This window comes from Pseudomonas sp. WS 5146, assembly GCF_012985495.1.
GTDB classification, from domain to species: Bacteria; Pseudomonadota; Gammaproteobacteria; order Pseudomonadales; family Pseudomonadaceae; genus Aquipseudomonas; species Aquipseudomonas edaphica.
Window position 1 is genome coordinate 294,173 of the sequence record NZ_JAAQWL010000002.1, and the last position, 24,989, is coordinate 319,161.

The following is a 24,989-nucleotide window of genomic DNA, read 5'->3' on the forward strand; positions in this document are numbered from 1 at the left end:
TTCCCACTCAGAGCGTGGGAACGATCAAAGGCCCGCATGTTGATCAACCCGCCACCAACACTCGAATCGCCTCCAACCGCAGCGCAGCCTTGTCGAGCATGGCCAGGCCTTGCTCGCGTTGGTTGCGCAGCGCCACCAGTTCGCTGTCGCGCACGGTCGGGTTGACCGCTTGCAACGCGGTCAGGCGCGCCAGTTCTTCGTCGGTGTCGGCTGCCAGACGGCGTTTCGCCTCGGCCACACGCTCGGCGTGACGCGGGGTGATCTTCTCTTCGCCGGCGTTGATGCGCGGCGTCAGCTGATCGCGCTGGGCCTGCACGAACTTGTTGGCACTGGCGCGTGGCACGCTTTCCAGTTGGTCGTTCAGGGTTTCAAACGACACGCGGCCGGACAAGTCATTGCCGTTGGCATCCAGCAGGCAGCGCAAGGCGGCCGGTGGCAGGTAGCGGCCCAGTTGCAGCGAGCGCGGCGCAACCACTTCACTGACGTAGAGCAGTTCGAGCAACACGGTGCCTGGCTTGAGCGCCTTGTTCTTGATCAGCGCCACGGCGGTGTTGCCCATCGAGCCGGACAGCACCAGGTCCATGCCGCCTTGCACCATCGGGTGTTCCCAGGTGATGAACTGCATGTCTTCACGCGACAGCGCCTGGTTACGGTCGTAGGTGATGGTCACACCTTCGTCGTCGCCCAGGGGGAAGCTGGCGTCGAGCATTTTTTCGCTGGGCTTGAGGATCAGTGCGTTTTCCGAATGGTCCTCGCTGTCGATGCCGAAGGCGTCGAACAGGGTTTCCATGTAGATCGGCAGGGCGAACTGGTCGTCTTGCTCAAGAATGTCTTCCACCAGCGCATCGCCTTCACCCGCGCCGCCGGAGTTGAGCTCCAGCAAGCGGTCGCGACCGGTGTGCAGTTCCTGTTCCAGACGCTCGCGCTCGGCACGCGCTTCGTCGATCAGGGCTTGCCACTCGCCGTCGTCGGCGTTTTCCAGCAGCGGCAGCAGGCGTGGGCCGAACTGATGCTGCAAGGCGTTGCCGGTCGGGCAGGTGTTGAGGAACGCGTTCAACGCTTCGTGGTACCACTGGAACAGGCGCTCTTGCGGGCTGGTTTCCAGGTACGGCACGTGCAGTTCGATCACATGCTTCTGGCCGATCCGGTCCAAACGGCCGATCCGCTGTTCCAGCAGGTCGGGGTGGGACGGCAGGTCGAACAGCACCAAGTGGTGGGAGAACTGGAAGTTGCGGCCTTCACTGCCGATTTCCGAGCAGATCAGCACCTGGGCGCCGAACTCTTCGTCTGCGAAGTAGGCAGCAGCGCGGTCACGCTCGAGGATGTTCATGCCCTCGTGGAACACCGTGGCCGGGATGCCGGAGCGCACGCGCAGGGCGTCTTCCAGGTCCATGGCGGTTTCGGCGTGGGCGCAGATCACCAACACTTTGGTGCGCTTGAGCATTTTCAGCTGGTCGATCAGCCACTCGACGCGCGGGTCGAAGCGCCACCAGCGGTTTTCTTCTTCAACATCCGGTTGCGATTGGAAGCTGACTTCCGGGTACAGCTCGGCGTGTTCGCCCAGCGGCAGTTCGAGGTATTCGTCCGGGTTCGGCAGCGGGTAGGCATGCAGCTTGCGCTCCGGGAAACCCTGCACGGCGGCGCGGGTGTTACGGAACAGTACGCGGCCGGTGCCGTGGCGGTCGAGCAGCTCACGCACCAGGCGTGCGCTGGCTTCGGTGTCGCCATCGTTGACGGCGCTGAGCAGTGCTTCACCTTCGTCACCGAGGAAACCCTGGATGGTTTTGTGCGCTTTTGGCGACAGGCGGCCCTTGTCCAGCAGTTCCTGCACGGCTTCGGCTACCGGGCGATAGTTCTCGCTTTCGGCGCGGAAGGCATGCAGGTCGTGGAAGCGGTTCGGGTCCAACAGGCGCAGGCGTGCGAAGTGGCTGTCCTGGCCCAGTTGTTCCGGGGTGGCGGTGAGCAGCAGCACGCCAGGGATCACTTCGGCCAGTTGCTCGACCAGCGCGTATTCCGGGCTGGCTTTTTCTTCATGCCACACCAAGTGGTGGGCTTCGTCGACCACCAGCAGGTCCCAGCCGGCGGCGAACAGCGCGTCCTGGGCCTTCTCGTCGTCCACCAGCCATTCGAGTGCAACCAGTGCAAGCTGGGTGTCTTCGAACGGGTTGGCGGCATCGCTTTCGATAAAACGCTCTTCGTCGAACAGCGCAACCTGCAGGTTAAAGCGGCGGCGCATTTCCACCAGCCACTGGTGTTGCAGGTTTTCCGGCACCAGGATCAGCACGCGGTTGGCGCGACCCGACAGCAACTGGCGATGAATCACCAGGCCGGCTTCGATGGTCTTGCCCAGGCCCACTTCGTCGGCCAGCAATACCCGTGGCGCGATACGGTCAGCGACTTCGCGAGCGATGTGCAGTTGGTGAGCAATAGGTTGCGCACGCACGCCGCCCAGGCCCCACAGCGAGGACTGCAACTGACGGCTGGTGTGTTCCAGCGTGTGATAGCGCAGCGAGAACCAGGCCAGCGGGTCGATCTGCCCGGCGAACAGACGGTCGCTGGCCAGACGGAACTGGATGAAGTTCGACAGTTGGGTTTCCGGCAGGGTGACCTGCTCGTTCTGCCCATTGAGGCCGTGGTAGACCAGCAGGCCATCGACGTCGTCGACTTCCTGTACGGTCATTTTCCAGCCTTCGAAATGGGTGATGCTGTCACCCGGCGAAAACCTCACGCGAGTGAGGGGCGCATTCCGTAGCGCATACTGACGAGTGTCGCCAGTGGCCGGATAGAGCACGGTCAACAAGCGCCCGTCCTGTGCCAGAACGGTGCCTAACCCCAGCTCTGCTTCGCTGTCACTAATCCAGCGTTGCCCCGGTTGATACTGCTGCGCCATGCTGCCTGACTCCCGCCGTGAAAAAGCCGACTATTCTAACGGAACACGGCTTCCAGACCAAAAGGAATAGCTGCAGCTTCAAGCTTTAAGCTCCAAGCGGCAAGAAAAAGGGCGATATGTTCGTCGGATAGATGACGATTGGTTCACAAGTTGGGGGCTTGATGCTCAAGTCGCCCCTCCCGCAGCCGACAGTCTGCGCAATAGGAGACTAAAAACCATGCTGCCACCCATACTGCCCTTGAGCGTTGTGCCGGTCACGTCGCAACTTGATCCGGTGCGCCAGAAGCCGGATATCCCGCCCGTGGTGCCCGTGCAGGCCGGCTCCAACGAAAGCACCATCGACCTGAAAAAGGGCGATGCCGAGCAGTCGACCTTGTTACTGCGCGAAGAACAACGCCGCCAGCAAGAACAGCAGAAACGCCGGCGCGAAGCGGATGAAGACCCTGACGCGCACTTGGCGATCCCCGGCGATGAGCTCAACGCCGACAACACCGTGCCGGTAGCGCCGCTGATCGAGGACGCGCCGCGCCAGGGTTTGTGGGTGGACGTCGAGGTTTAATCGCGCAATTCGCGCAGCGCGGCGATCAGCAACTCGATGTCGTGTTCGGTGTTGAGTGGGCTGACAGAAACCCGCGCGATGCTTGTAAGACCCCGCGCCTGCATATCCAGAGGCGTGTAGGCCACACCATTGGCGCCGATGTTGATGCGCTTTAATCCCAGCCGACGTTTGAGTTCAAACGCCTCCCAGCCGGCGAGGTTAAAGGCGATCAATCCTGAGTGAACCGTGCCCAGATCGTGCAGGGAAACACCCGGAATCTGACGCAGCGCGTCGCGGATTCGTCCGCTAAGCTGCAAGACCCTTTCCCATGTCCGCTCCACGCCCAGTCGGTTAACTTCCTGCAACGCATTGCCCAACCCCGCTAATAAGGCGTAGGACACTTCGCTGGTTTCAAAGCGGCGGGCATCGTTACGCAGGTCGAACCCTTCAACGGTCCAGGGCGCCGAGAACACGTCGCGCTGGGCGGGGTTCAGGCGTTGCAGAAAGTCTGGTCGCACATACAGCAGCGCCGTACCCCGCGGCCCGCGCAGGTGTTTACGCCCGGCCGACTTGAGCACATCGCAGTGCAGCGCCTGCACATCCACCGGCAACTGGCCGACCGCTTGGCCGGCGTCGATGAAGTAGGGGATTGCGTGGCGCCTGGCCACTTCGCCGATGGCCTGGGCAGGGTTGATCAGGCCGCCGTTGGCCGGCAGCCAGGTCAGGTCGATCAGCTTGACGTTGGCATCAATCATTGCTTCCAGCGCCAATGGGCAGACTGCGCCGGTTGCATCGCAGGGAATCACCTCCACTCGGGCACCCGCTTGCACGGCCAACTGCATACTCGCCAGGTTGCCGCCCCATTCATGGCGCCCGACCAGGATGCGATCGCCCGGCTGCCACGGCCCCAAGGCCTGGAACGCCAGGCTCCAGGCGGTTGAGCCGCTGCTGGCGAAGGCAATCGAGGAGACGGGCGCATTGAGTAATTGCCCAGCTGCGCGCCGGGCTTTTTCTACCAGGATCGCGCCATGCTCGCCGGCCTCCATCGGGCCATCGCGGGCTTCGCGTTGCAACTGGTCGATGATCGCGTCGAGGGTGGCTTGGCTCGGCAGCGAGGCACCGGCATGGTTGAAGTGCACGATGCCTGATTGGCAGCCAGGTGTGTCGTCACGCAAATGCTGGACCTGCAGCGGGCTCACGACAGCAGCTCGAAAATTGCGTCCACCTCCACGGCGACGCCGGCGGGCAGGCTCGAGACGCCGACGGCGGTGCGCACGTGCCGGCCTTTGTCGCCCAGGGCATTGACCACCAGATTGGATGCGCCATTGGCAACGACGCTTTGGCGCGTGAAATCGCCGCTGCTGGCGATGAACACGCCCAAGCGGAGAATGCGCACTACACGCGACAGGTCATCACCGACGGCAGCACTTAACTGGCCGAGCAAGCCCAACGCCGCCAGCTCTGCTGCCTGGGCACCTTCTTCATCGCTGAGGGATTGCCCCAGCCGGCCGATGTAGGCGGGTTTGCCGTCGAGCATAGGAATTTGCCCGGAGATAAACAGCTGGTTCTGGCTGACCACATGATTGATGTAATTGGCCGCCGGCTGGCTAGGGGTTGGCAGCGTCAGGCCAAGGGCTTGTACGCGTTGGCGGATGGAGTCGCTCATGTTGGATCCTCTTGGGTTAAGAGGTTTGAGCATGTTTGTTGTATCAATGGGCGACAAACGGATAGATCTCACTCGACGTATCGAAATAGCTCATGCATCGGCGCAGGTGTCTTTCAACCATTGACTGAAGCATTCGACCGCTTGGCTCGCAGGGCCTTGAGGCACGATCAGCCAGTAACCGATTTCGCTGTGGTAGGGCGGCCAGTCAAAGGCTTCCACCAGGCTGCCGTCCTTGAGCCTGCGCTCTATCAGGCGGTGACGGCCCATGGCGATGCCTTGGCCAGCCACGGCGGCTTCGACCACGATGTTGTAGTCGTGCAGCAGCACGCGGGAATGGTGGTCGAGGTTGACCTGGTAGTGCGCCGACCAATCCGTCCACTCGAAAGGGCGGTGCGAGGTGGCCATCAACAAGGGCGCATTGTGCAGTTGGCTGGCCTTGAAGGCCGGGCTGCACACCGGTGAAATGACTTCCGCCATCAAACGCGTGGCCTGTACATCGGGCCAGTCGCCCTTGCCATAGCGGATGGCCAGGTCGACCTCGGCGGTGGCGACGTTGGCTAATTGAATCGCGGGCAGCAGTTCCACCTGGATATGCGGGTAGCGGTTGAGAAACCCGGCCAGACGCGGGGCCAGCCACAGGGTGGCAAACGAGGCCAGCAGGCCCACGCGCAAAATTGTGGTCGTGGGGGCGACTTTCTGCGCGCGGGTGGCGGCGGCGATCATATCGAGGGCCGGGCGGATTTCGTCGTAGTAACCTTGGCCGTCGGCGGTCAGATCGATCGCGCGGGTGCGTCGGATAAACAGTGGTTTGCCCAGATACTGTTCGAGCTTTTGCACTTGGTGGCTGAGTGCGCTCTGGGTAACCGACAACTCATTGGCGGCCTTGATAAAACTCAAGTGCCGCGCCACCGCCTCAAAAGCGCGCAGGGCCAGCAGCGGCGGAAGGTCATTGTGCAGTGCCAACTGAGTGCGCCTACAGGGTAAGTTGGAAAGTGTCGATTTTGGGCGATGTGCTTCCTTTTGTCGCCCGCAGATTCTCCTGTCGTAGTTTGGGGATATGCCCTACATCTCCCCGGGCAGCCGTGCGCAAAGCTCTGTGTCTTTTTTGAGACGGTAGAGCGATGAAATTCCCTATAAAGGCAAATGTGATCGGGTTGGCTGTTTCGATGGGCCTTTGCGCGGGCGCAGCAGCGAATGAGTCACCGCTGGTCGGGGCCTGGAAGCTGGTCGGCTATCAGGTCGAGTCCCAGGATACCCGTGAGAAAATTCCGGCAATGGGCAGCCGTCCTTCCGGGCGCGTTATTTTTACCGCGGATCATCGAGTGGCTTTCGTGTTGACCGGTGAGGGAAGAAAGCCCGGCGCTTCCGACGCTGAAAAATCAGCGCTGTTGAATACGCTGGTGGCTTATACCGGTATTGAGCGGGTCGAGGGCAATCAATGGTGCACAGAGGTTGATTCTGCCTGGAATCCGGCGTGGGTGGGGACGGTGCAATGCCGCGATTTTCAGGTCAGGGGCGATACGCTGGAAGTGCTGACGCCCTGGCGCCAAATGCCGAATTGGCCGGGGACTACACGTTCCATCATTACGTTTGAGCGGGATAAATAAGCGCCAGGAAAGAGAAGTACGAGGATTTTCACCCTGGCATTTGCCGTCGAGCGGGAGAGGCCGCATTATTGAGCCATTCCCGCCACGACGTAAGCCCAGCCATGAGTGAAGACGACAAACTGATCGACCTGAATGCCGAACGTGCCAAACGTGTGCATGACTTGAATGACAAGCGCCTGAATGAAGTTCGCCAGGCATTTGAGCAGGCGATGCCGCTTGGCAAAGTTAAGAAAAAACCCAAGAACAAGCCGAAAAAGCGTTGAAACAGCCTGCATTTGTTGATGCAGGTCAGTTATTACCCTTCTTTAAGCCCCGTTGCGGGCGACATTGATCCCGGTCAATTTTCCACTCCGCCTTCTCCATTAACTTAGCCCTATCGCAACAGGGCATGAGCAGGAGGCCGGTCATGTTTTTCGATAATGTGGTGTTTGCCGGGGTGCTGACTGTCAGCCTCATGGTGCTGTTTTTTGTAGGGTTTGGGATTTTTATCTGGAAGGACGCTAATAAGCGTAAAGAACCGTAAGTTCTTCTGGGTTACATGAGCACGCAAGGCATTTTGGGCGACTTCGGTCGCCCTTTTTTTTGCCTGCTATTTAATGTGATCGTTCCCACGCTCCGCGTGGGAATGCCGCCGAGGACGCTCTGCGTCCCGCACCTGTAGTTGCATAAAAAAAGGTGCGATCCTCATCGAGGTCGCACCTTCTTTTTCAACGGTTGGCTATCAACTGCCCAGCGCCTTGGAGGCCAGCCAGAACAACCCGGCCGACAGGCCCACGGTTGCCGGCAAGGTCAACACCCAAGCCATCAGGATGGTCTTCACCGTGCCGCCTTGCAGGCCGCTCTTATTGGCAACCATGGTGCCGGCCACGCCTGAAGACAGTACGTGAGTGGTGGAAACCGGCAGGCTGAAAATGTTGGCCAGGCCAATCATGCTCGCCGTGGTGATCTGTGCCGACATGCCTTGGGCATAGGTCATGCCCTGCTTGCCGATCTTCTCACCGATGGTCAGTACCACACGCTTCCAGCCCACCATGGTACCCAGGCCCAGGGCCAGTGCGACGGCGAGGATCACCCAGAACGGGGCGTACTCGGTGGTGGCGGTCAAGTCTTTGCGCAGCTTGTCCAGGTCGGACTTCTCACGCGCATCCAGGCCCGGCAGCTTGCCGACTTTCTTCGCGGTGTCGTCCAGGCACAGCAAGTAGCGGCGCACTTCAATGCGGTGCTCGGCAGTCAGCGAGTGGTAGTCGGAAACGCCTTTCAGGGTTTCCATCAATGCATTGATAGTCGGCTCGGTCTGCTGCGGGTTGCACCGGAACTTGCCCGGCAGGTCGTCCTTCACGCTTTTGCCCAGTGCCAGGAACTCGCCGAGCGTGGCGTTATTGCGCTCGTAAAACTGGCTCAAATGCACGGTGGCATCGCGAGTACGTTCAATCTGGTAAGTGGTGCTTCCCAGGTCGAGTACGAACTGCGCCGGTACGATACCGATGAGCACCAGCATGATCAGGCCGATGCCTTTCTGGCCATCATTGGAGCCGTGTACGAAGCTCACGGCCATGGCCGAGATCACCAGTACCAGACGGTTCCAGAACGGTGGGTGCTTCTTGTCGTCAAGTTTGCGGCGCTGGTCCGGGGTCTTGTGCATTTTCGACAGTGGGCGCCACCATTTCAGGCCGATCAGCACCAGAGCTGCGACCAGGAAGCCGGCCATCGGCGAGAACACCAGGGAAGCACCGATATCGATGGCTTTCTGCCAGTTCACACCGTCAGCCAATGGGATGTCGTTGATCAGGGCATTGGCCAGGCCGACACCAAGGATCGAGCCGATCAAGGTATGGGAGCTGGAGGCCGGGATACCGAAGTACCAGGTGCCCAGGTTCCAGGTGATCGCCGCTGCCAATAAAGAGAAGACCATTGCCAGGCCATGGCCGGTGTTCACATTGATCAGCAACTCCACCGGCAGCAAGTGCACGATGGCGTAGGCGACGCCGACACCACCGAGCAACACGCCGAGGAAGTTGAACACCCCGGAGAAGAACACGGCCAGGTGCGGCGGCATGGCTTTGGTGTAGATGACTGTGGCCACCGCGTTAGCGGTGTCATGAAAGCCATTGATGAACTCGAAGGCGAGGACAAAGGCCAGGGCGAGCAACAGGCTCACTAGAACCCAAGCATCCAGTCCGCTGAATAAATCGATCATGAAGGTTTTCTGACCCGGTCGTAAGGGGGCGCGATTATGCCAGAAAACCTCAGTAATCGATGCATTAGCTGCTCATCGGTAACAATCTTCACTGAAAAAACACCGGGCAAAGCGGCGCATCCCAGGGTTTTCGGGGCTTTGGCAAGTCTTTGATTTATAAAGTGCGGGGCCGAAAAGACACGGATTTGTCATGCAAACGTCATGTCTGAAACATTTGTATGAAATTTCGTTGGCGGCAGCAGGACGCTGACCAATGGTGAGCCAATGCACGGTGCCTTCCGCCGGCGCTGGGCCGGCAGAGACAGCAAGACCCTGGAAACTCTGAGCGAAGGGCTTATGGCTCTTCGGTCTTGAGTTCCTGTTCAATCTTTTGAATTTCCTGGGCAAATGCCTGATCCAGCAAACTGGCCCGTTTGCGCCAGGGTTTGCGCTCGGGTTCAGGTTGCGCGGCGTAGGTGGTGACTTCCCCGCCGTAAACGTCCTTGTAACGTTGTTCCTGGCGCTCAAGTTCCGCGCGCAGTTCGTCTTTCGTCACAGTGTTACCTAATTAAGTTGAGTGTATTGACGGTGCAGCGTCATGCCTGAAAGTCGTCCTCGGGTTGTTCAAAATTGAACAGTAGAACCATTCAAGTTTGAAAAAGGGCCAAAGGGCAGATCTTATAAACAGGTATGTGTGACCGATGATGCCTGTAACGCGCATCGCCTCGTGAGCTCCACTCCCGATGATAATGAAATCGGGCTGACCTCTGCACAAGCTGCATTATAGCGGCGCATTTGGATAAAACTATCAGCATTAAGTTAAAAAGCGTCAACTTCGTGTGAGACTTTTGTTACATGACGGTGTGAGTCATTTGCGTGTTTTGCGCATGACTGTAGTGGTCTACCCGGCTGTCGGGTTCCATCGGCAAAATTGCGATAATCGCATGGCTGTCCGATAATCGCCCGATGTTGCGGGCGCAACCTTGTGCATCCCGGCCGGCACGGCTTGTAATGGCGGCCAACCCTCCCTGCGGTTGAAAACAAGAGAAAGGACCCTGGAAATGAACGATCAATTGCGCAACTCCTTCGCATCAGTGGCGCCGCCGATCGTGGCTTCACCGGCCAAGCGTATCCAGGCGTTTACCGGTGATCCGGACTTCATGACCTCCCTGGCGCGCGGCCTGGCCGTGGTGCAGGCGTTTCAGGAGCGCAAACGCCACCTGACCATCGCCCAGATCAGTCATCGCACCGAAATCCCGCGTGCCGCCGTGCGCCGTTGCCTGCACACCTTGATCAAGCTCGGTTATGCCACCACCGATGGGCGCACCTATTCGCTGCTGCCCAAAGTCTTGACCCTGGGGCATGCGTATTTGTCCTCCACGCCATTGGCCGTATCGGCCCAGCCTTACCTGGACCGTATGAGCGAGCAATTGCACGAGGCTTGCAACATGGCGACCCTGGAAGGCGACGACATCCTTTATATCGCCCGCTCGGCCACCACCCAGCGCCTGATCTCGGTGGACCTGTCGGTGGGCGGGCGTTTGCCGGCGTATTGCACATCGATGGGGCGCATCCTCCTGGCGGCGCTGGACGATGCCTCGCTCAAGGACTATCTCGACCACGCCGACCTGCAAACCAAGACCAGCCGCACCCTGACCACGCCCGAAGCCTTGTTCGAATGCCTGCAACAAGTGCGTCAACAAGGCTGGTGCATCGTCGATCAGGAGCTGGAGCAGGGTTTGCGCTCCATCGCCGTGCCGGTGTACGACGCTTCCGGCCAGGTGTTGGCCGCGCTCAATGTCAGCACCCACGCCGGGCGTGTCAGCCGCAGCGAGCTGGAGCAGCGGTTTTTGCCAAGCATGCTCAGCGCCAGCCGCGAGTTGAGTGCGCAACTGTTTGCCTAAGTGTTCGGTGACCGCACAGATCCCGGCTTGATCAATTGACGCTGTTTCCCCCGACTTATTACTGTGCGGCAGCGCTCTGAAGAGCCGCCCAATAATAATGACGACCCCAGGTCGTTGGCCCGCCATCGGTGTGGAATAAAAATAATGAATCAGCCTTCTGTCGGTACCACCCTGGACGTGCAGTCCTTTATCAACGCCCAGCCACTCTCGCGTTACCAGTGGCGTGTGGTAATCCTGTGTTTCCTGATTGTCTTCCTCGATGGCCTCGACACCGCTGCCATGGGCTTTATTGCGCCTGCGCTGTCCCAGGACTGGGGCATCGACCGCGCCAGCCTTGGCCCGGTAATGAGTGCCGCGTTGATCGGCATGGTGTTTGGTGCGCTCGGTTCCGGCCCGCTGGCGGACCGTTTTGGCCGCAAAGTGGTGCTGGTGAGTGCGGTGTTGGTGTTTGGCGCATTCAGCCTGGCCTCGGCCTACAGCAGCAACGTCGACCAACTGCTGGTGTTGCGCTTCCTGACCGGGCTGGGCCTGGGCGCAGGGATGCCGAACGCCACGACGCTGCTGTCCGAATACACCCCCGAGCGCCACAAATCGTTGCTGGTGACCAGCATGTTCTGCGGTTTCAACCTGGGCATGGCCGGCGGCGGGTTTATCTCGGCCAAGCTGATCCCGGCGTTTGGCTGGCATAGCCTGCTGCTGATCGGCGGCATTCTGCCGTTGATTTTGGCGGTGGTGCTATTGGTATGGCTGCCGGAATCGGCGCGTTACCTGGTGGTGCGCAACCGCGGCACCGACAAGGTGCGTAAAACCTTGTCTCCCATCGAACCTACGATCGTTGCCCAGGCGAGCAGCTTCAGCGTGCCCGAGCAAAAAACCGTCAAGGCGCGCAACGTGTTCGCGGTGATCTTCTCCGGCACCTACAGCGCCGGCACCCTGCTGCTGTGGCTCACCTACTTTATGGGCCTGGTGATTGTTTACCTGCTGACCAGTTGGCTGCCGACCCTGATGCGCGACAGCGGCGCCAGTATGGAACAGGCAGCCTTTATCGGCGCGTTGTTCCAGTTCGGCGGCGTGCTGAGTGCGGTCGGCGTGGGCTGGGCAATGGACCGCTTCAATCCCCACAAGGTCATCGGCACTTTCTACCTGTTGGCCGGGGTGTTTGCCTACGCCGTGGGGCAGAGCCTGGGCAATATCACCGTACTGGCGACCTTGGTGTTGATCGCCGGAATGTGCGTCAACGGCGCGCAATCGGCCATGCCATCCCTGGCCGCGCGCTTCTACCCGACACAGGGCCGCGCGACCGGTGTGTCGTGGATGCTCGGCATCGGTCGCTTCGGCGCGATCCTCGGCGCGTGGATGGGCGCCACCTTGCTGGGCCTGGGCTGGAACTTCGAGCAGGTGCTGACGGCGCTGGTGATTCCGGCGGCGTTGGCCACGGCTGCCGTGGTGATCAAGGGTATGGTCAGCCATGCGGATGCTACCTGATCCCCGCGCGATTCAAGTGGGCGCTAAATTGTGTGGGAGCTGGCTTGGGTGGGAGCTGGCTCCCACATAAGCCAGGCCCTCAGACTGAGCGAGTTTTCGTAAACGATTAGCTAGACAACAATCCGTTCGATAATCGAACGCTGAGTCGATTATCGGATTGTTTGGCCCATTTGCCCGGCTTAATCTTCAAGCACTTCGGCGCCACCTCAGCGCCTTTTTCGATCAACACCGGGAGCCCAACCCATGGCTGAAATTCTCACCCTGCGTGATGCGGTCAAGCGCTTCGTTAACGACGGCGATACCGTCGCCCTCGAAGGCTTCACTCATCTGATCCCTACGGCAGCGGGTCATGAAATCATTCGTCAGGGCAAGAAAGACCTGACGCTGGTGCGCATGACGCCTGACCTGATCTACGACCAGTTGATCGGTGCCGGCTGCGCGCGCAAGTTGATTTTCTCCTGGGGCGGCAACCCGGGCGTGGGTTCCCTGCATCGCCTGCGCGACGCCGTTGAAAAGCAATGGCCGCAGCCGCTGGAGATCGAAGAACACAGCCACGCCGACCTGGCCAATGCCTACGTTGCCGGAGCCTCGGGCCTGCCGTTTGCGGTGCTGCGCGCCTATGCCGGCTCCGACCTGCCCAAGGTCAACCCGCTGATCAAAACCGTGACCTGCCCATTCACTGGCGAAGTGCTGGCGGCCGTGCCGTCGGTGCGTCCGGACATCACCGTGATCCACGCACAAAAGGCCGACCGCAAGGGCAATGTGCTGCTCTGGGGCATTCTCGGTGTGCAGAAGGAAGCGGCCCTGGCGGCCAAGCGTTGCATCGTCACCGTCGAAGAAATCGTCGATGACCTGAATGCACCGATGAACAGCTGCGTGCTGCCGACCTGGGCCTTGACTGCGGTGTGCCATGTACCCGGTGGTGCGCACCCGTCCTACGCCCATGGCTACAACGAGCGCGACAACCGCTTCTATCAGGCGTGGGACCCCATCGCCCGCGACCGTGGGACCTTTACCGCGTGGATCGACGAATATATCCACGGCACCGCTGACTTCAGTGAATTCCAGGCCAAGCTGGCCCACGCGCAGGAGGCCAAGTAATGGCTTACTCGACCAATGAAATGATGACCGTCGCCGCCGCGCGCCGCCTCAAGAACGGCTCGGTGTGCTTTGTCGGTATCGGCTTGCCTTCCAAGGCCGCCAACCTGGCACGCCTGACCTCGTCGCCGGACGTGGTGCTGATCTACGAATCCGGCCCGATTGGCGCCAAGCCAAGCGTATTGCCGCTGTCGATCGGTGACGGCGAACTGGCAGAAACCGCCGACACGGTAGTACCGACCGGTGAGATTTTTCGCTACTGGCTGCAAGGCGGGCGCATCGACGTCGGCTTTCTCGGCGCCGCCCAGGTCGACCGCTTCGGCAACATCAACACCACCGTGGTGGGCGATTATCACCAACCCAAAGTGCGCCTGCCGGGTGCCGGTGGCGCGCCGGAGATTGCCGGTTCCGCCAAGAGCGTGTTGATCATCCTCAAGCAGTCGGCGCGCTCGTTTGTCGACAAGCTGGACTTCATCACCTCGGTCGGCCACGGCGAAGGCGGTGACTCACGCAAGCGCCTGGGCCTGCCTGGCGCCGGCCCTGTAGGGATTATTACCGACCTGTGCATCATGGAACCGGAGGAGGGCAGCCATGAGTTTGTGGTCACCGCGCTGCACCCTGGCGTCACCCGTGAACAAGTGGTGGCAGCCACCGGTTGGGCAATTCGTTTTGCCGACCACGTAAGCACCACCGCCGAGCCGACCGAGGTGGAGCTGACCGCGCTGCGTGATCTCGAAGCGCGCACTGCCGCCGCCCACGGCCAAGCACCGGGAGAAGCCTGATGCGTGACGTCTTTATCTGTGATGCCATCCGCACGCCCATCGGCCGTTTCGGCGGTGGCTTGTCCACGGTGCGCGCCGATGACTTGGCAGCCTTGCCAATCAAGGCACTGATCGAGCGCAACCCGTCGGTGGACTGGAGCGCGGTCGACGAAGTATTCCTCGGCTGCGCCAACCAGGCCGGTGAAGACAACCGCAACGTCGCGCGTATGGCGTTGCTGTTGGCGGGCTTGCCGCAAAGCATTCCGGGCGTGACCCTCAACCGCCTGTGCGCCTCGGGCATGGACGCGATCGGCACGGCCTTCCGCGCCATCGCCAGCGGCGAAATGGAGCTGGCGATTGCCGGTGGCGTCGAGTCGATGTCCCGTGCGCCGTTCGTGATGGGCAAGGCTGACGCGGCGTTTTCGCGCAACATGAAACTGGAAGACACCACCATCGGCTGGCGTTTTATCAACCCGTTGATGAAGGCCCAATACGGCGTGGATGCGATGCCGCAAACGGCCGATAACGTCGCCGACGACTACAACGTGTCCCGCGCCGATCAGGACGCCTTCGCCCTGCGCAGCCAGCAACGCACCGCCGCCGCGCAAGCCGCCGGGTTCTTTGCTGAAGAAATCGTGCCGGTGCGCGTCGCCCATAAAAAAGGCGAAACCGTGGTGGAGCACGACGAGCATCCACGCGACACCACCCTGGAGGCCCTGGCCAAACTCAAGCCGGTCAATGGCCCGGATAAAACCGTCACCGCCGGCAATGCGTCGGGCGTGAATGACGGTGCGGCGGCGCTGATTCTGGCGTCTGCCGAAGCGGTCAAAAAGCACGGCCTCACCGCCCGCGCTCGCGTATTGGGCATGGCCAGCGCCGGCGTTGCGCCGCGTGTAATGGGCATCGGCCCGGTGCCGGCGGTGCGCAAACTGGTGGAGCGCCTTGGTTTGGCGGTCACCGACTTTGACGTGATCGAACTCAACGAAGCCTTCGCCAGCCAAGGCCTGGCGGTGCTGCGTGAACTGGGGATCGCCGACGATGCCGCGCAGGTCAACCCGAACGGCGGCGCCATCGCCCTTGGCCACCCGTTGGGCATGAGCGGCGCGCGGTTGGTGCTGACGGCACTGCATCAGTTGGAGAAAACTGGCGGCCGCAAAGGCCTGGCGACCATGTGTGTGGGCGTCGGCCAAGGCCTGGCCCTGGCGATTGAACGCATCTGATAAGAGAGGATTGCTCCATGAGTGACAAGCCCGGTTACCGGCGCCCGCAAGCGGGCACCCAACCTGATTACCTGCACCCGGCCTACCAGTCGACGAACCTGCGTTCGCCGTCTCAGCCATTGGTGTTTCTGCCGCACTCCTTGTCGGAAATCACCGGCCCGACCATCGGCGCCGAGCGGATCAACGAGAAGGACAACGACCTCACCGCCCAGCACGAAGGCGAGCCCCAAGGCGAGCGCATCATCATCCACGGCCGTGTGCTGGATGAAAACGGCCTGCCGGTACCGGGCATTCTGGTGGAGATCTGGCAGGCCAACGCCGCCGGTCGCTACAACCACAAGCGCGACCTGCACGACGCGCCGCTGGACCCGAACTTTACCGGCACCGGCCGCACCGTCACCGACGCCGACGGCTGGTATCAGTTCCAGACCATCAAGCCCGGCGCCTACCCGTGGGGCAACCACCACAACGCGTGGCGCCCGGCGCATATCCACTTCTCGCTGTTTGGCCCCAGCGTACTGACGCGGCTGGTCACGCAGATGTATTTCCCCGGTGACCCGCTGCTGGAATACGACCCGATCTACAACTGTGTACCGGACACCAGCGCCAAGCAGCGTCTGATCGCGCGTTTTGATCTGGAAAAAACCATTCCGTCCTATGCCCTCGGCTATCGCTGGGACATCGTTTTGCGCGGCCGCGACGCCACGCCGATGGAGAAATGAGATGACCCTCAATGCGACCACGTCCCACACCGTCGGGCCGTATTACCACATCGGCCTGACCTGGCTGAACCGCGAAGACCTGACCGTGCCGGCCACCTTGGGCGAGCGCGTGGCAATCAGCGGGCAGGTGGTGGACGGCAACGGTGATGTCGTCAACGACGCCATGCTGGAAGTCTGGCAAGCCAATGCCGCCGGCAAGTACGACCACCCCGAAGACGAGCAGGCCAAGGCCGTCGATCCCACCTTTGAAGGGTTTGGCCGGGTGCCGGTGGATGCCGAAGGCCGCTTTCGGTTTACCACCATCAAGCCGGGCAGTGTGCCGGGCCTGCAAGGCACGACTCAGGCGCCGCATCTGGTGGTGCTGGTGTTTGCCCGTGGTTTGGTCAAGCACCTGCTGACGCGGATCTATTTCGATGGCGAAGCGTTGAATAGCGATGACCCGTTGCTGGCGTGTGTGCCTGCGGAGCGTCGCGCTACGTTGATTGCCAAGCCGGATGCGCAAGGTGTGCATCAGTGGAATGTGATTTTGCAGGGCACAGACAAGGAAACGGTGTTCTTCGACTATTGAGTTGAGCTGGCGGGCGCCATCGCGGGCAAGCCCGGCTCCCACATTTTGAACGGTGAACAGGTTCAAAGGTGGGAGCTGGCTTGCCTGCGATGGCGCCCTCAAGGCCGCACCTATGCAAAAGTCTGCTTGCGGAACATGGTTGTTGCAAAGTATGTCTAGGCTATAACCGTTCCCACTGAGTAAAAAAACATGACAACAAAAACGAGTCACTACACCGGAGAAGAACGCAGCAAACGGATTTTTGCGATTGTCGGGGCCTCCTCCGGCAACCTGGTCGAATGGTTCGACTTCTACGTCTATGCCTTCTGCGCGATTTATTTTGCCCCGGCGTTTTTCCCCTCGGACGATCCCACGGTCCAGTTGCTCAACACCGCCGGGGTGTTTGCTGCCGGATTCCTGATGCGACCCATCGGTGGCTGGCTGTTTGGCCGAGTGGCCGACAAGCACGGGCGCAAAAACTCGATGATGATCTCGGTGCTGATGATGTGCGCCGGTTCGCTGGTCATCGCCTTTTTGCCCACCTACAAAGATATCGGCGCCTGGGCGCCGGCCTTGCTGCTGGTGGCGCGCCTGTTCCAGGGCCTGTCGGTGGGTGGCGAATACGGCACCACGGCGACCTACATGAGTGAAGTGGCACTCAAGGGCCAGCGCGGCTTTTTTGCGTCATTCCAATACGTGACCCTGATCGGCGGCCAATTGCTGGCGGTGCTGGTGGTGGTGATCCTGCAACAGATCCTGAGTGAAGAAGAACTGCGCGCCTGGGGCTGGCGGATTCCGTTCGTGATCGGTGCCATTGCTGCGGTGATCTCCCTGCTGCTGCGTCGCACCTTGAAAGAAACCACCAGCAAGGAAATGCGTGAAGACAAAGACGCCGGCAGCATCGTCGCGCTGTTCCGCGACCACGGCAAAGCCTTCATTACCGTGCTGGGCTACACCGCCGGTGGCTCGCTGATTTTCTACACCTTTACCACGTACATGCAGAAATACCTGGTGAACACCGTGGGCATGCACGCCAAGACGTCGAGCTACATCATGACCGGCGCGCTGTTCCTGTACATGTGCATGCAGCCGCTGTTCGGCATGTTGGCGGACAAGATCGGTCGACGTAATTCGATGCTCTGGTTCGCAGGCCTGGGCACGCTGTTCACCGTGCCGATCCTGCTGACCCTGAAAACCGTCACCAGTCCGTTCCTGGCCTTTGTGTTGATCACCCTGGCCTTGGCGATCGTCAGCTTCTACACCTCGATCAGCGGCCTGGTCAAAGCGGAGATGTTCCCGCCGCAGGTGCGCGCACTGGGTGTGGGCCTGGCGTATGCGGTGGCGAATGCGATTTTTGGTGGTTCGGCCGAAGTCGTTGCGTTGAGCCTGAAATCCATTGGCATGGAAAATACCTTTTACTGGTACGTCACCGCGATGATGGCGGTTGCTTTCCTGTTCAGCCTGCGTCTGCCCAAACAGGCGGCTTATCTACATCACGACCTCTAGGGATGAGTTATGACACTGCGCACGAGCAATCAACTGTTCGACGCTTACTTCACCGCTGACAGCATGGCCGAGGTGTTCTGCGACCAGGGACGTTTGCAGGGCATGCTGGATTTCGAAGCGGCGCTGGCCCGGGCCGAGGCCCGGGTCGGGTTGATTCCGCAAGCCGCCGTCGCACCGATTGCCCAGGCGTGCCTGGCTTCGCTTTACGATGTGGACGCCCTCGGTGAGGCGATTGCCTCGGCGGGGAACTCGGCGATTCCACTGGTGAAGGCCTTGGGCAAATTGATTGCCGCTGAAGATGCCGGCGCCGAGCGTTACGTGCACCTGGGCGCGACCAGCCAGGATGTGATGGACACCGGGCTGGTGTTGCAACTGCGCCAGGCGTTGACGCTGATTGAAGCGGACCTGGCGCAATTGGGCGAGGTGCTTGCTGTGCAGGCCCAGCGTTATGCCGACGTGCCCCTGGCCGGGCGAACCTGGTTGCAGCATGCGACGCCGGTCACCCTCGGAATGAAAATCGCCGGTTGGCTGGGCGCGGTGACGCGCAGTCGCCAACGCCTGGCCGAGCTGAAGCCGCGCTTGCTGGTGCTGCAGTTTGGCGGCGCGTCCGGCACCCTGGCGGCACTCGGTGAGCACGCCATGCCGGTGGCGCAGGCCTTGGCGGCTGAGCTGCAACTGGGCCTGCCCGAGCAACCCTGGCACACCCAACGTGATCGACTGGTGGAGTTTGCCGGCGTGCTCGGCCTGATCGCCGGCAGCCTCGGCAAGCTGGGGCGCGACCTCAGCCTGTTGATGCAGACCGAAGCGGCGGAGGTGTTCGAGCCATCGGCGCCGGGCAAGGGCGGCTCATCGACCATGCCGCATAAGCGCAACCCGGTGGGCGCCGCCGTGTTGATCAGCGCCGCCACCCGCGTGCCGGGGCTGGTGGCGACGATGTTCAGCGCCATGCCCCAGGAGCATGAGCGCAGCCTGGGCCTGTGGCACGCCGAGTGGGAAACCCTGCCAGAGATTTGTCGGCTGGTGTCGGGTGCCTTGAAACAGGCGCTGCTGGTGAGCCAAGGCTTGGAGGTCGACCCCGAGCGCATGGCGCACAACCTCGATTTGACCCAGGGCCTGGTGCTGGCCGAAGCCGTGAGTATCGTGCTTGCCCAGCGCCTGGGCCGCGAGACCGCTCACCATCTATTGGAGCAATGTTGTAAACGCGCCGTCGCCGAACGGCGACATCTGCGCGCGGTTCTGGCGGACGAAGCACAGGTCACCGCCGAGTTGTCGGCGGTGGAACTGGACCGCCTGCTCGATCCGGCCCACTACTTGGGCCAGGCTCAAACCTGGGTTACCCGTGCGGTGACCGACCATTTTGCTTTGACTGCGTAAGGAGACCGCCGTGGCATTTGTACAACTGGCCGAAGGCCCATTGCATTACCAACTGGACGGGCCTGAGGGCGCGCCGGTGCTGGTGTTGTCCAACTCGTTGGGCACCGACCTGCATATGTGGGACATCCAGATCCCGGCCTTCACCCAGCACTTTCGCGTACTGCGTTTCGATACCCGTGGCCATGGCAAATCCCTGGTCACCGAAGGGCCGTACAGCATCGAGCAGCTGGGTCGCGATGTGATTGCGTTGCTCGATGCGCTGGATATTCAGCGTGCGCATTTTTGCGGGCTGTCCATGGGCGGCCTGATCGGCCAATGGCTGGGCATCCACGCAGGTGATCGCCTGCTGCGCCTGGTGGTGTGCAACACCGCCGCCAGGATCGGCACGCCGGAGATCTGGAACCCGCGAATCGAGATGGTTTTGCGTGACGGTGCGGCGGCCATGGTAGCGCTGCGCGATGCGTCGATTGCACGCTGGTTTACCGCCGATTTCGCCGCTGCCAACCCGCACCAGGCCCAGCAGATTACCGACATGCTTGCCGCCACGTCGCCCCAAGGTTACGCCGCCAACTGCGCAGCCGTACGCGATGCGGATTTGCGCGAGCAACTGTCCACGATCCAAGTGCCGACCCTGGCGATTGCCGGCACCGAAGATGCCGTTACGCCGCCGGCCGGCAGCCGCTTTATCCAGAATCAGATCAAGGGCGCCGAGTACGCCGAGTTCTACGCGGCGCACCTGTCCAACGTACAGGCCGGCGCCGCGTTCAGCGACCGCGTGCTGGCGTTCCTGTTGGCTGATTAAACCTGTGGCAGCGAGCTTGTTCTGGAGAGCTGACGTGTTCTGTATAGCAGGCTTGTTGTGACAGACAGGTTTGTTGTGGTGAGCAGGCTTGCCCTGCGTTGGGCGGCGAAGCGGCCCTGATACAGCCATCGCGTTCTTCCCGATGAACCGCATCGCCAGGTTTTGGGGCCGCTTCGCGCCCCAGCGCAGGGCAAGCCTGCTCGCCACACGTGTTCGAGCTTCTATCAAATGTTTAAGGAGTTTTTGTGGACGAGAAACAACGTTATGCCGATGGCCTGCAAGTGCGTCGCGAAGTGCTGGGCGATGCCCATGTCGACCGCAGCCTCAATGCCCTGACCGAGTTCAACAGCGAGTTCCAGGAAATGATCACCCGCCACGCCTGGGGTGATATCTGGACCCGCCCCGGCCTGCCTCGGCATACCCGCAGCCTGATCACCATCGCCATGTTGATCGGCATGAATCGTAGTGAAGAATTAAAACTTCACCTGCGTGCCGCCGCCAGCAACGGCGTGACACGCGCCGAGATCAAGGAAGTGCTGATGCAGAGCGCGATCTACTGCGGGATACCGGCAGCCAATGCGACGTTCCACTTGGCCGAGTCGGTGTGGGATGAGCTGGGCGTCGAGTCACGGGAGTCGGTTTGATCAACCCACTCCCTCGCTCAATACCCCTCAGGTGTAGGTAGTGCGTAACGGACGGCGCATCTCCTCTCGAAACCCATTTTCGGAAAACGGCTTGGGGTTTGTTGTACTCGGTTCGGTCGCGGGGTGACCTACAAAATTAAATGGCTGAGCAACGGTAAACAGTCCTACGGCTTGCCGTTCATCATTGGGTTCACCGTCGGGGTTCTCCGGTATGGCGGTGCTGCCTGCGAGGAACGTTCCCGAGGCGCCATTATAGGCGTGGGCCATTTCGTGATAGAGGGCGTTGACGGGTGCGCTGTCTGCATCCAGCGAATACGAGGGGTTGTATTGTATCTGCGCACCCGTTGCGACGGCGCCAGCTTGTTGGTGTGTGATGAAGCCTTGGGCCGCAGGTGCCAGCGTATCCATAGAGTGACCTGCTTCGAGGTGGTTGCGAATGGCCGCATTACTGAAGTAGTAGCTGCCGTTGTCCTCCGTCAATTCAGTAATGCGTACCGGGGAATCATTCCGCTGAGCCGCGGCGTCGGCAGTACCGAGCATTCTCTTGCCTTGCCGGGATATTCTTAGCAGCTCCATATCGTCTTCTACGTTTTGTACGAACTCGGCAGAGCCCTCAATCACATAGCCACTTTTGCCCACCTCGCTGTGTTGCGTGTGAACGCGCTGGGAGCCCGGGGTACGATGAACCTCGTCCGACGGTTTGGCGTAGATGACGGTATTGTCGTTATCAGACCTGACGATGTTTTTGTCGCGCCCGGTGTAAATTGTGGCGGGGCCATTTGTGACGATCAGGTTTTCACCTTTGCCACCGTGCAGGACTGTCGGGATTTGAGTGTCGTTGCGCGTGACAATCATGAAGTCGTGACCGTCGCCGCCGTCCATGAACAGGCGACGATCAGCCGAGCCTTTTCCTGCCTGCATACGGTCATTGCCATTGTTGCCTTTCAGGACACCGTTCCCGGTGCCGGCGATCAACACGTCATTGCCATCGTTACCGAATGCGATGCCGTCGCCGCTCCCAAGCTTGAGCATATCGTCTCCCGCACCGCCATAGAGGCGGGTGTCTCCTGCGCCGGCACGCGCGTAATCATTGCCGGCGCCGAGCTCGATGCGAATGGCGTTTTTAACTTCAGGATCGATCAGAACACAATCGTCGCCCCCGTTGGTCCTGATGCGTAAGGGTTGCGATTCACTGCCGTCAGGGGACGTCAGCAGGTTCAGTTGATAGGGCTTATTGTTGATGGTCGCGATCAGACTATGACCCGGGCCTTTTTTAATGGTTACCTTGTCGGCACGGTTACCGGTCTCGATTACAAGTTCGTTGGAGGACGAGCCTATCGGCTTGCCGTTTTCGCTCATGTAGGCGATTTCCTGGTAGAACTTCACGTGCTTGTCGTGTCGCAATACGTCGGTGTTGATGTATTTTTTTTGGGTACTGTCCAGCGGATGCTGATCGGGAGTGAGTTTGGAATGCGAGGATAGGTATAGAAAATCTATCGGTCTGTCGCGCCCCACGTAGTAGGAACGCCGGGCACTGATCTCAATGGGCGCTTGCGATGCTGTTGGCGTTGTATCCGGGAGGGCAATCGAATGCTGATTAAGCGATGGCGAAGTGACGTTCATGGGATTCTCTTTTTTATTGACGTCCCTATGTGTGTTGGCGGCGTGAACTTGAGTTCCCCATGAGCGGCAAGCGCAAGTAGCAGCAAATATAACCGGTCGTCGCAGAGCGACTAATGCGAGTCCGCATCCCACACCCAGTTCCACACCCCCGGCAGATGCACTACTTCATTCATATCCTTGACTGTGCGTGCCAGCGCTGCGCGTTCCAGCGTGGCGTGGTCGGTGTAGAACGGCTCGGCTGCGACCTTCATGCCATTGATTCGAGCGCTGTCCATCAGGATTTGCAAGTACTCCTGCATGTGTCGCGCGGTGTAACGGTTGATATCGTGGAAGGTCACCACCACGGGTATCACGCCGTCCACCGTTGGCAGTTCGCCCAGAGCAATGCGTTCGCGCACCACAGACAGTTGCCGATACAAGTTCGCTCGCCGGCGTGGGCTGCCATTGAAACCCCAGATTTTTCCGTCATTGGCACTCAGGTCAGTCAGCAGCACATGCATGCCGTGGCGCTGGTAGGCGGCGAAGGTGCGCCTGTCGTAGTTCCAGAAGGGTGGGCGTACCAGCGTGGGCGCAGTGCCAGTGATCGACGCAATGTCGGCTGCGCCCTCGGTGAGGGTGCTTTCCAGCTCGGCGTCATTGAGCCAACGGTGGTTGGTGTGAAACGCCGTGGCTGTGTGAAAGGCCAACACATGCCCGGCGGCGTATTCGCGCTCCATGGTCTTGCGACCCCGCAGGCTGCCACCGGAGCGGGACGCTTCGGTCTGCAGGAAAAATACCGCCTTGATGTTCGGCAGAATCGGGTTGTGCAGCAAATCGGCCATCACCGACCGGCTGGGGTTGTTATAACCCGAGGCGCTGGGGCCGTCATCGAAGGTCAACAAAAAGCGGATGGGCGCCTGAGCCTGCAAGCGTTGCGCCGTCTGCGGCGTCAGGACGACAGGTGCGCCGATGCAGCCGCAAAGGCTCAGAGCCAGGACCAGCATGGCGAAGAATTTCATGGTGTACATGCGCTCGAATAGAGGCCGCTGCTGGGCGGATCAGCAGCGGCAGGCGCGCACCATACAGTAAGTCCGACGCTGGTTTACAGCAGACTTATCGGGTAGCTGACGATCAACCGGTTCTCATCAAATTCGTTGTTGCTGTAATCACGACGCATCGTGGAATTGCGCCAGCGCACATTGAGGTTCCTGAAGGTGCCGCTTTGCACCGTATAGCCCACTTCACTCTCGCGGCCCCACTCCTTACCATCAGTAATGGTGCCCGTATGCACGTTGCTACCGCTGATATAACGGTTCATCAAGGTCAGGCCCGGTATGCCCAGCGCGGCGAAGTTGTAGTCGTGGCGCACTTGCCAGGACTTTTCCTGGGCGTTGTCGTAGCTGGAGTTATAGCTGTCGTTGGCCAGGGTGCCGCCGCTGGTGCCGTTGACGCGCATCCAGGCACTGTTGCCGGTGAGTTTTTGCAGGCCGACATAGAAGGTGTTGCCGCCGTAACGGGCGGAGAACAGGCCGGACCAGGTCTTGTTGTCCAGCTCGCCTGCGCGGGCGCTGCCGTCGTCCTTGCCGTAGAAGAACCCGAGGTTGGCGCCCAGGGTCCAGCTGCCCACAGCTTGGCTGTGGGTCAGGTTGATGTATTGCTGGCTGTAAATGTCCTTGAGTTGGGCGTTCCACACACCGATCTGAGTGTGTTTGTCGTTGAAGGCGTATTCACCGCCCTGGAAGTTGAAGCGGTCGGAGGTGAAGGCGGTTTTACCGACCATCGACATGTCGGTCATGCTGCTGTCGTCGCGCGGGCTGTTGGCGCGGAACTGGCCGCCGTAGAGGGTCAGGCCGTCGATTTCCCTGGAAGTGATCTGCCCGCCACGCAGGGTTTGCGGCAGGGAGCGGCCGTCGTCCGAGCGCAAAATCGGCAGCACCGGCATCCATTCGCCGACCTTGACTTCGGTCTTGGAGATTCGCGCCTTGAACGCGACCCCAAGACGCCCGAAGTTATCCGCCGGGCGGCCGTCGCGGTCCAGCGGCAACAGCTGGGTGCCGCCGGTGCCGCGCCCGCCATCGAGCTTTTGCGAGTACATGCCCAATACATCCACACCGAAACCCACCGTGCCCTGGGTGAAGCCGGAGCGGGCATCGAGGATAAAACTCTGCGTCCACTCCTGCGCGCCACCCTGGGTTTTGGTCGGGTTGGTGTAATTGCGGTTGAAGAAGAAGTTGCGCAGGTTGAGGTTGGCGCTGGCGTCTTCGAGAAAGCCGTGTTCTTCGGCGGCGACGGGCAGGGCAAGGCTGGCGACAGCAGTTGCCAGCAATAGCTGGCGCGGGCGGAACGTGCTCATGGTGTTGGACCTGTTGTTATTGGGTTTATGCAGGTGCCGGCCATGGTGCGGGGCGGTGCGGGGGCGATGAAAGTGGGGGAGGGCGGGTTGTGGG

General features: G+C 60.7%; 24 protein-coding genes. 15 read left to right on the plus strand and 9 right to left on the minus strand.

What is annotated here, in order from left to right; genetic code table 11:
* Positions 1–43: 43 nt before the first annotated feature.
* A complete protein-coding gene (gene rapA, locus HBO41_RS05840; protein ID WP_169985432.1) occupies positions 44–2,890 on the minus strand; it encodes an RNA polymerase-associated protein RapA in 2,847 nt (948 codons plus the stop codon).
* A 217-nt stretch (positions 2,891–3,107) separates the two neighbouring features.
* On the opposite strand from rapA, the gene HBO41_RS05845 reads away from it, so the two are divergent.
* Entirely contained in the window at positions 3,108–3,449 is a 342-nt protein-coding gene (locus HBO41_RS05845; protein ID WP_017137220.1) for a hypothetical protein, read from the plus strand.
* On the opposite strand, the gene HBO41_RS05850 is transcribed toward HBO41_RS05845, so the two are convergent.
* The 3 genes from HBO41_RS05850 to HBO41_RS05860 form a co-directional block, all read right to left on the minus strand.
* Complete coding sequence (locus HBO41_RS05850; RefSeq protein WP_169985434.1) at positions 3,446–4,627, minus strand: aminotransferase class V-fold PLP-dependent enzyme; 1,182 nt, start codon at positions 4,625–4,627, stop codon at positions 3,446–3,448. The genes HBO41_RS05845 and HBO41_RS05850 overlap by 4 nt on opposite strands.
* Positions 4,624–5,094: a RidA family protein gene (locus tag HBO41_RS05855; protein WP_099548591.1), complete on the minus strand. Its 471-nt coding sequence runs from the start codon at positions 5,092–5,094 to the stop codon at positions 4,624–4,626. Before HBO41_RS05855 ends, HBO41_RS05850 begins: the two co-directional genes overlap by 4 nt.
* A 90-nt stretch (positions 5,095–5,184) precedes the next feature.
* Positions 5,185–6,057 carry a LysR substrate-binding domain-containing protein gene (locus HBO41_RS05860; RefSeq protein WP_169985436.1) on the minus strand — a complete coding sequence of 291 codons (873 nt, stop codon included), beginning with the start codon at positions 6,055–6,057 and terminating at the stop codon, positions 5,185–5,187.
* Between the two features lie 158 nt (positions 6,058–6,215).
* Here HBO41_RS05860 and HBO41_RS05865 point away from each other — a divergent pair, with 158 nt between their 5' ends.
* From HBO41_RS05865 to ccoM, 3 genes are all read left to right on the plus strand, one after another.
* The gene (locus HBO41_RS05865) at positions 6,216–6,701 is read left to right on the plus strand and encodes a lipocalin-like domain-containing protein (protein WP_017137224.1); all 486 of its coding nucleotides are present in this window, start codon (positions 6,216–6,218) and stop codon (positions 6,699–6,701) included.
* 68 nt (positions 6,702–6,769) lie between these two features.
* Entirely contained in the window at positions 6,770–6,964 is a 195-nt protein-coding gene (locus tag HBO41_RS05870; RefSeq protein WP_138452551.1) for a hypothetical protein, read from the plus strand.
* Positions 6,965–7,107: 143 nt separating this feature from the next.
* Positions 7,108–7,224, plus strand: a complete 117-nt coding sequence (gene ccoM, locus HBO41_RS29660) for a cytochrome c oxidase subunit CcoM (RefSeq protein WP_017137226.1) — start codon at positions 7,108–7,110, stop codon at positions 7,222–7,224.
* A gap of 198 nt (positions 7,225–7,422) precedes the next feature.
* Here ccoM and HBO41_RS05875 read toward each other — a convergent pair whose 3' ends face one another.
* Both HBO41_RS05875 and HBO41_RS05880 read right to left on the minus strand, forming a co-directional pair.
* Positions 7,423–8,898 (minus strand): inorganic phosphate transporter, encoded by a 1,476-nt coding sequence (locus HBO41_RS05875; RefSeq protein WP_017137227.1) that lies wholly within the window; start codon positions 8,896–8,898, stop codon positions 7,423–7,425.
* 334 nt (positions 8,899–9,232) lie between these two features.
* On the minus strand, positions 9,233–9,433 hold the full coding sequence (locus HBO41_RS05880; protein ID WP_003189295.1) for a hypothetical protein: 201 nt from the start codon (positions 9,431–9,433) through the stop codon (positions 9,233–9,235).
* A gap of 505 nt (positions 9,434–9,938) precedes the next feature.
* On the opposite strand from HBO41_RS05880, the gene pcaR reads away from it, so the two are divergent.
* The 11 genes from pcaR to pcaC all read left to right on the plus strand — a co-directional run bounded on the left by pcaR (position 9,939) and on the right by pcaC (position 20,940).
* A complete protein-coding gene (pcaR, locus tag HBO41_RS05885) occupies positions 9,939–10,781 on the plus strand; it encodes a pca regulon transcriptional regulator PcaR (RefSeq protein WP_017137228.1) in 843 nt (280 codons plus the stop codon).
* A 144-nt stretch (positions 10,782–10,925) separates the two neighbouring features.
* Positions 10,926–12,266, plus strand: coding sequence for an MFS transporter (locus HBO41_RS05890; protein WP_017137229.1), 1,341 nt, complete (start codon positions 10,926–10,928; stop codon positions 12,264–12,266).
* Between the two features lie 243 nt (positions 12,267–12,509).
* Positions 12,510–13,367, plus strand: a complete 858-nt coding sequence (locus HBO41_RS05895; protein WP_017137230.1) for a CoA transferase subunit A — start codon at positions 12,510–12,512, stop codon at positions 13,365–13,367.
* Positions 13,367–14,146, plus strand: a complete 780-nt coding sequence (locus HBO41_RS05900) for a CoA-transferase subunit beta (protein WP_017137231.1) — start codon at positions 13,367–13,369, stop codon at positions 14,144–14,146. Before HBO41_RS05895 ends, HBO41_RS05900 begins: the two co-directional genes overlap by 1 nt.
* Positions 14,143–15,345 (plus strand): 3-oxoadipyl-CoA thiolase, encoded by a 1,203-nt coding sequence (gene pcaF, locus HBO41_RS05905; RefSeq protein ID WP_169985849.1) that lies wholly within the window; start codon positions 14,143–14,145, stop codon positions 15,343–15,345. Before HBO41_RS05900 ends, pcaF begins: the two co-directional genes overlap by 4 nt.
* 17 nt (positions 15,346–15,362) lie before the next feature.
* Complete coding sequence (gene pcaH, locus HBO41_RS05910; protein ID WP_017137233.1) at positions 15,363–16,067, plus strand: protocatechuate 3,4-dioxygenase subunit beta; 705 nt, start codon at positions 15,363–15,365, stop codon at positions 16,065–16,067.
* A 1-nt stretch (position 16,068) separates the two neighbouring features.
* Positions 16,069–16,635, plus strand: a complete 567-nt coding sequence (gene pcaG / locus HBO41_RS05915) for a protocatechuate 3,4-dioxygenase subunit alpha (RefSeq protein ID WP_169985438.1) — start codon at positions 16,069–16,071, stop codon at positions 16,633–16,635.
* A gap of 189 nt (positions 16,636–16,824) precedes the next feature.
* Positions 16,825–18,120, plus strand: a complete 1,296-nt coding sequence (locus tag HBO41_RS05920; RefSeq protein WP_017137235.1) for an MFS family transporter — start codon at positions 16,825–16,827, stop codon at positions 18,118–18,120.
* A 9-nt stretch (positions 18,121–18,129) separates the two neighbouring features.
* On the plus strand, positions 18,130–19,494 hold the full coding sequence (locus HBO41_RS05925; RefSeq protein WP_169985440.1) for a 3-carboxy-cis,cis-muconate cycloisomerase: 1,365 nt from the start codon (positions 18,130–18,132) through the stop codon (positions 19,492–19,494).
* 10 nt (positions 19,495–19,504) lie between these two features.
* Positions 19,505–20,296: a 3-oxoadipate enol-lactonase gene (gene pcaD / locus HBO41_RS05930; RefSeq protein ID WP_017137237.1), complete on the plus strand. Its 792-nt coding sequence runs from the start codon at positions 19,505–19,507 to the stop codon at positions 20,294–20,296.
* Between the two features lie 245 nt (positions 20,297–20,541).
* Positions 20,542–20,940 (plus strand): 4-carboxymuconolactone decarboxylase, encoded by a 399-nt coding sequence (gene pcaC / locus HBO41_RS05935; RefSeq protein WP_017137238.1) that lies wholly within the window; start codon positions 20,542–20,544, stop codon positions 20,938–20,940.
* Positions 20,941–20,967: 27 nt separating this feature from the next.
* On the opposite strand, the gene HBO41_RS05940 is transcribed toward pcaC, so the two are convergent.
* From HBO41_RS05940 to HBO41_RS05950, 3 genes are all read right to left on the minus strand, one after another.
* Positions 20,968–22,563, minus strand: a complete 1,596-nt coding sequence (locus HBO41_RS05940; protein ID WP_169985442.1) for a M91 family zinc metallopeptidase — start codon at positions 22,561–22,563, stop codon at positions 20,968–20,970.
* Positions 22,564–22,673: 110 nt separating this feature from the next.
* A complete protein-coding gene (locus HBO41_RS05945; protein ID WP_169985444.1) occupies positions 22,674–23,561 on the minus strand; it encodes a polysaccharide deacetylase family protein in 888 nt (295 codons plus the stop codon).
* A gap of 83 nt (positions 23,562–23,644) precedes the next feature.
* Positions 23,645–24,895: an OprD family porin gene (locus HBO41_RS05950; protein ID WP_169985446.1), complete on the minus strand. Its 1,251-nt coding sequence runs from the start codon at positions 24,893–24,895 to the stop codon at positions 23,645–23,647.
* Between the last annotated feature and the right edge of the window lie 94 nt (positions 24,896–24,989).

Excerpts from the sequence above, each read along its gene's own strand:
- HBO41_RS05855 (WP_099548591.1), bottom strand. The coding sequence starts at position 5,094 with ATGAGCGACTCCATCCGCCAACGCGTACAAGCCCTTGGCCTGACGCTG.
- HBO41_RS05865 (WP_017137224.1), top strand. The coding sequence starts at position 6,216 with ATGAAATTCCCTATAAAGGCAAATGTGATCGGGTTGGCTGTTTCGATG.
- HBO41_RS05925 (WP_169985440.1), top strand. The coding sequence starts at position 18,130 with ATGACACTGCGCACGAGCAATCAACTGTTCGACGCTTACTTCACCGCT.
- pcaH (WP_017137233.1), top strand. The coding sequence starts at position 15,363 with ATGAGTGACAAGCCCGGTTACCGGCGCCCGCAAGCGGGCACCCAACCT.
- pcaR (WP_017137228.1), top strand. The coding sequence starts at position 9,939 with ATGAACGATCAATTGCGCAACTCCTTCGCATCAGTGGCGCCGCCGATC.
- HBO41_RS05890 (WP_017137229.1), top strand. The coding sequence starts at position 10,926 with ATGAATCAGCCTTCTGTCGGTACCACCCTGGACGTGCAGTCCTTTATC.
- HBO41_RS05920 (WP_017137235.1), top strand. The coding sequence starts at position 16,825 with ATGACAACAAAAACGAGTCACTACACCGGAGAAGAACGCAGCAAACGG.
- HBO41_RS05950 (WP_169985446.1), bottom strand. The coding sequence starts at position 24,895 with ATGAGCACGTTCCGCCCGCGCCAGCTATTGCTGGCAACTGCTGTCGCC.
- HBO41_RS05900 (WP_017137231.1), top strand. The coding sequence starts at position 13,367 with ATGGCTTACTCGACCAATGAAATGATGACCGTCGCCGCCGCGCGCCGC.
- HBO41_RS05940 (WP_169985442.1), bottom strand. The coding sequence starts at position 22,563 with ATGAACGTCACTTCGCCATCGCTTAATCAGCATTCGATTGCCCTCCCG.
- ccoM (WP_017137226.1), top strand. The coding sequence starts at position 7,108 with ATGTTTTTCGATAATGTGGTGTTTGCCGGGGTGCTGACTGTCAGCCTC.
- HBO41_RS05895 (WP_017137230.1), top strand. The coding sequence starts at position 12,510 with ATGGCTGAAATTCTCACCCTGCGTGATGCGGTCAAGCGCTTCGTTAAC.
- HBO41_RS05845 (WP_017137220.1), top strand. The coding sequence starts at position 3,108 with ATGCTGCCACCCATACTGCCCTTGAGCGTTGTGCCGGTCACGTCGCAA.
- HBO41_RS05875 (WP_017137227.1), bottom strand. The coding sequence starts at position 8,898 with ATGATCGATTTATTCAGCGGACTGGATGCTTGGGTTCTAGTGAGCCTG.
- rapA (WP_169985432.1), bottom strand. The coding sequence starts at position 2,890 with ATGGCGCAGCAGTATCAACCGGGGCAACGCTGGATTAGTGACAGCGAA.
- HBO41_RS05945 (WP_169985444.1), bottom strand. The coding sequence starts at position 23,561 with ATGAAATTCTTCGCCATGCTGGTCCTGGCTCTGAGCCTTTGCGGCTGC.
- pcaG (WP_169985438.1), top strand. The coding sequence starts at position 16,069 with ATGACCCTCAATGCGACCACGTCCCACACCGTCGGGCCGTATTACCAC.